At 65.4% G+C, this 3,020-nt stretch carries 4 protein-coding genes; 2 read left to right on the top strand and 2 right to left on the bottom strand.

What is annotated here, in order from left to right; all coding sequences use genetic code 11:
* Positions 1-621, top strand: a 621-nt coding sequence (locus AB1346_03935) for a helicase-related protein (protein ID MEW6719581.1), incomplete at its 5' end; no start/stop codon positions are given.
* Positions 608-2,275, top strand: a complete 1,668-nt coding sequence (uvrC, locus tag AB1346_03930; GenBank protein MEW6719580.1) for an excinuclease ABC subunit UvrC — start codon at positions 608-610, stop codon at positions 2,273-2,275. The genes AB1346_03935 and uvrC, both read left to right, overlap by 14 nt.
* A 4-nt stretch (positions 2,276-2,279) precedes the next feature.
* On the opposite strand, the gene AB1346_03925 is transcribed toward uvrC, so the two are convergent.
* Both AB1346_03925 and AB1346_03920 read right to left on the bottom strand, forming a co-directional pair.
* Positions 2,280-2,570: a BrnA antitoxin family protein gene (locus tag AB1346_03925; GenBank protein MEW6719579.1), complete on the bottom strand. Its 291-nt coding sequence runs from the start codon at positions 2,568-2,570 to the stop codon at positions 2,280-2,282.
* Positions 2,530-2,823, bottom strand: a complete 294-nt coding sequence (locus AB1346_03920; GenBank protein MEW6719578.1) for a BrnT family toxin — start codon at positions 2,821-2,823, stop codon at positions 2,530-2,532. Before AB1346_03920 ends, AB1346_03925 begins: the two co-directional genes overlap by 41 nt.
* Positions 2,824-3,020: the final 197 nt, after the last annotated feature.

Here is a 3,020-nt window from a genome sequence, read left to right as displayed (position 1 = left end):
ATGGCGGAGGACCTGACGGAATATTACGAGGGGCAGGGGATCCGCGTCCGGTACCTCCACTCCGACATCGACACCATCGAGCGGGTCAACATCCTGCGGGACCTTCGGCTGGGCAAGTTCGACGCCCTCGTGGGGATCAATCTGCTGCGGGAGGGGCTCGACCTGCCGGAAGTCTCCCTGGTGGCCATCCTCGACGCCGACAAGGAGGGGTTCCTCCGGTCCGCGCGCTCGCTGGTCCAGACCTTCGGGCGGGCGGCGCGCAATGTTTCGGGAAAGGTCCTTCTGTACGCCGACACGGAGACCGGATCGATGCGCGAAGCGATCGCGGAGACCGGCCGGCGCAGGGTAAAGCAGCTCGCGTACAACCGGGAGCACGGGATCACGCCGGAGACCGTCCGGAAGAACATCCAGGAACCGATCGGGCATGCGTGCGAGGCGGACTACGTCTCCGTCCCGGCCGCGGAGGAGTGGGACCTCCCGTCCCGGGAGGAGCTGCTGAAGCTGCGGAAGAAGCTGCGGAAGGACATGGAGCGCGCCGCGAAGAAACTCGATTTCGAGCGGGCGGCGGAGCTGCGCGACCGGCTGCTCGCGTTGGAGAAGGTGGAGCTTGCCGCCGGCTGAGGAATCCCATCCCCTTTCCGACTGGAAGATCTTCCCGCGTTCGCCGGGCGTCTACATCATGGGCGACGGCAAGGGGAGGGTGCTTTACGTCGGCAAGGCGAAGGACCTTCGGGCCCGCCTGCGCAACTACGCCGTCCCCGGCGGAGACGGCCGGCCGACCATCCCCCATCTTCTGGCCCGGGCGCGCGACGTCCGCTGCATCGTCACTGCGACGGAGAAGGAAGCGCTGCTGCTCGAGAACACGCTCATCAAGCGGCACCGCCCCCCTTTCAACATCTTCTTCCGCGACGACAAGGAATACCTGCTGCTGCGGATCGACCCGAACGAGGAGTTCCCCCGGCCGGAGCTGGTCCGGCGGGCGGCGCGGGACGGGGCGTCCTATTTCGGCCCGTACTCATCGGCGAAGGGGATCCGCGAGACGCTCCGGGAGCTGCTGCGCCTGTTCCCGCTGTGCTCCTGTTCGCGGAAGAAGTTTGCCTCGCGGCGCCGTCCGTGCCTCAACTACCAGATGGGGCGGTGCCTCGGCGCCTGCGCGGGGATGATCTCCCGCGAGCGGTACCTGCCCGTGGTCGAGGGCGCGATCCGCTTCCTCCGGGGCGAATACCGCGGGCTGCTCGCAGGATGGAAGGCCGAGATGGGAGAGCTCTCGCGAAAGATGCGGTACGAAGAGGCGGCGAGGCTGCGCGACCGGATCGCGGTCGTCTCCCGGACGCTCACCCGGCAGCGGGTCGTCCGCGCGGTCGAAGGGGACGTGGACGCCCTCGGGTGGATGCGGGAGGATTCGGCGGCGACGGTCGCTGCCCTGTACCTCCGCGGCGGCCGGCTCACGGACGCCCACCAGCGCCATTTCCGGTGGGAAGGGCCGGAGGACGAGGCGATGTCGTCCTTCCTCCTCCAGCACTACGCCGAAGGCGCCTATTTCCCCCGCGAGATCCTCCTCCCGTTCCCCCTCCCGGACCGGGCCTCGCTGGCGGCGATCCTTTCGGAGCGGGCGGGGCGCACGGTTCTCCTCCGCTCGCCGGAGAAGGGGGAGCGGCTCCGCCTTGTGGAGCTTGCCCGCAGGAACGCCGAGGAAAGCGCGCGGATGCGGAAGGAAAGGGAGCAAGCCTACGGGCTGCTCGCGGAGCGGATGGCGTCGCTCTTCTCCCTGCCTTCCCCTCCGTCGCGGATCGAAGGGTACGACATCTCCAACCTGTCGGGGACGGAGCCGACGGGTTCGATGGTCGCCTTCGTCGGCGGAAAGCCCGCGAAGAAATGGTACCGGAAGTTCTCGATCCGCGGGGTCGCCGGGCCGGACGATTTCGCGATGATGGAGGAACTCGTTCGCCGCCGGTTCGGGCACGACGAGGATTTCGGCGGGATGCCCGACCTCGTGGTGATCGACGGCGGGAAAGGGCAGCTATCCTCCGCGGAAGCCGCGCTGCGATCCGCCGGGAGGGAAACGGTTCCCGTGATCTCCCTGGCCAAGGAGCGTGTCCGGGGAGGAGAGAAGGTCTTCCGCGAGCGGGTATTCCTACCCGGGAGGAAGAATCCCCTACACCTGCCGACGGGCGACCCGGTGCTCCACCTGCTGATGCGGGTCCGGGACGAGGCCCACCGCTTCGCCGTGACATTCCACCGCAAACGCCGCACCCGCGCGGCGTTCGGCGGCTGAACTGCTACGAAGCCTTCCTCTCCGAGATCAGTCGCTTCAGCACATCGTTGATCCGCGTTTGCCATCCTCTTCCAGTGGCTTTGAAATGTTCCAATACCCGCTGGTCCAGCCGGATCGTCACCTTTGCCTTAACGGGCGATCGCTGAGGCCCCCGCTGTCCCTGCCGGCGCTTGCGGATCGTTTCCACCAATTCCGGTGGTAAAACCTCGAGAGCATTTCCGGATCTGCGGAAATCCTCGACGGTCCACTCCGGGTTAAGGATGTCGGTCTTTTCCGGCTTCGGTCGTTTCTTCATACAACCTCTTTTCTCTTCGATTCGCCTTTCGGAGACGGATGACCCGGATACCGTCTTGCCGAGGCGTAATGACCATTGCGTGCAACCTCTCCATGATCATGCCAATCGCCCGATACCTTCTCTCACCGTAATTTCGACGTGTGTCTTCGATGACCCTGGCCGTTTCCCACTCGAAAACATCGGCCGATTCGAAAGAGATCCCGCGCTCGGCAATGTTCCGTTCGTTCTTGAGGGGATCGAACTCAATTCTCAAATTATATTGTACCTACAATAAAATGTTTTCGTCAACGCGTTTCATAACCGCAAGCAACGTGCCGAGCCCATGGAACGGGAATTGCCGTGAGGTCCCCGCATGGACCATCCGTTCCGAGGGCAGGGGGGCCTCTTCCTCCTGCTCCTTGCGTATCTCGCCGGCTTCTTCCTCGCTCTGGCCGCAGGGCCGGCCGGTGG

The sequence above is a fragment of the Thermodesulfobacteriota bacterium genome (genome assembly GCA_040758155.1).
In the GTDB taxonomy this organism is placed as follows: Bacteria; Desulfobacterota; Deferrimicrobia; order Deferrimicrobiales; family Deferrimicrobiaceae; genus UBA2219.
This window is presented reverse-complemented; position numbering and strand designations above follow the sequence as displayed.

Bases quoted from the DNA above. Each gene is read 5' to 3' on its own strand.
- AB1346_03925 (MEW6719579.1), bottom strand. From the start codon at position 2,570: ATGAAGAAACGACCGAAGCCGGAAAAGACCGACATCCTTAACCCGGAG.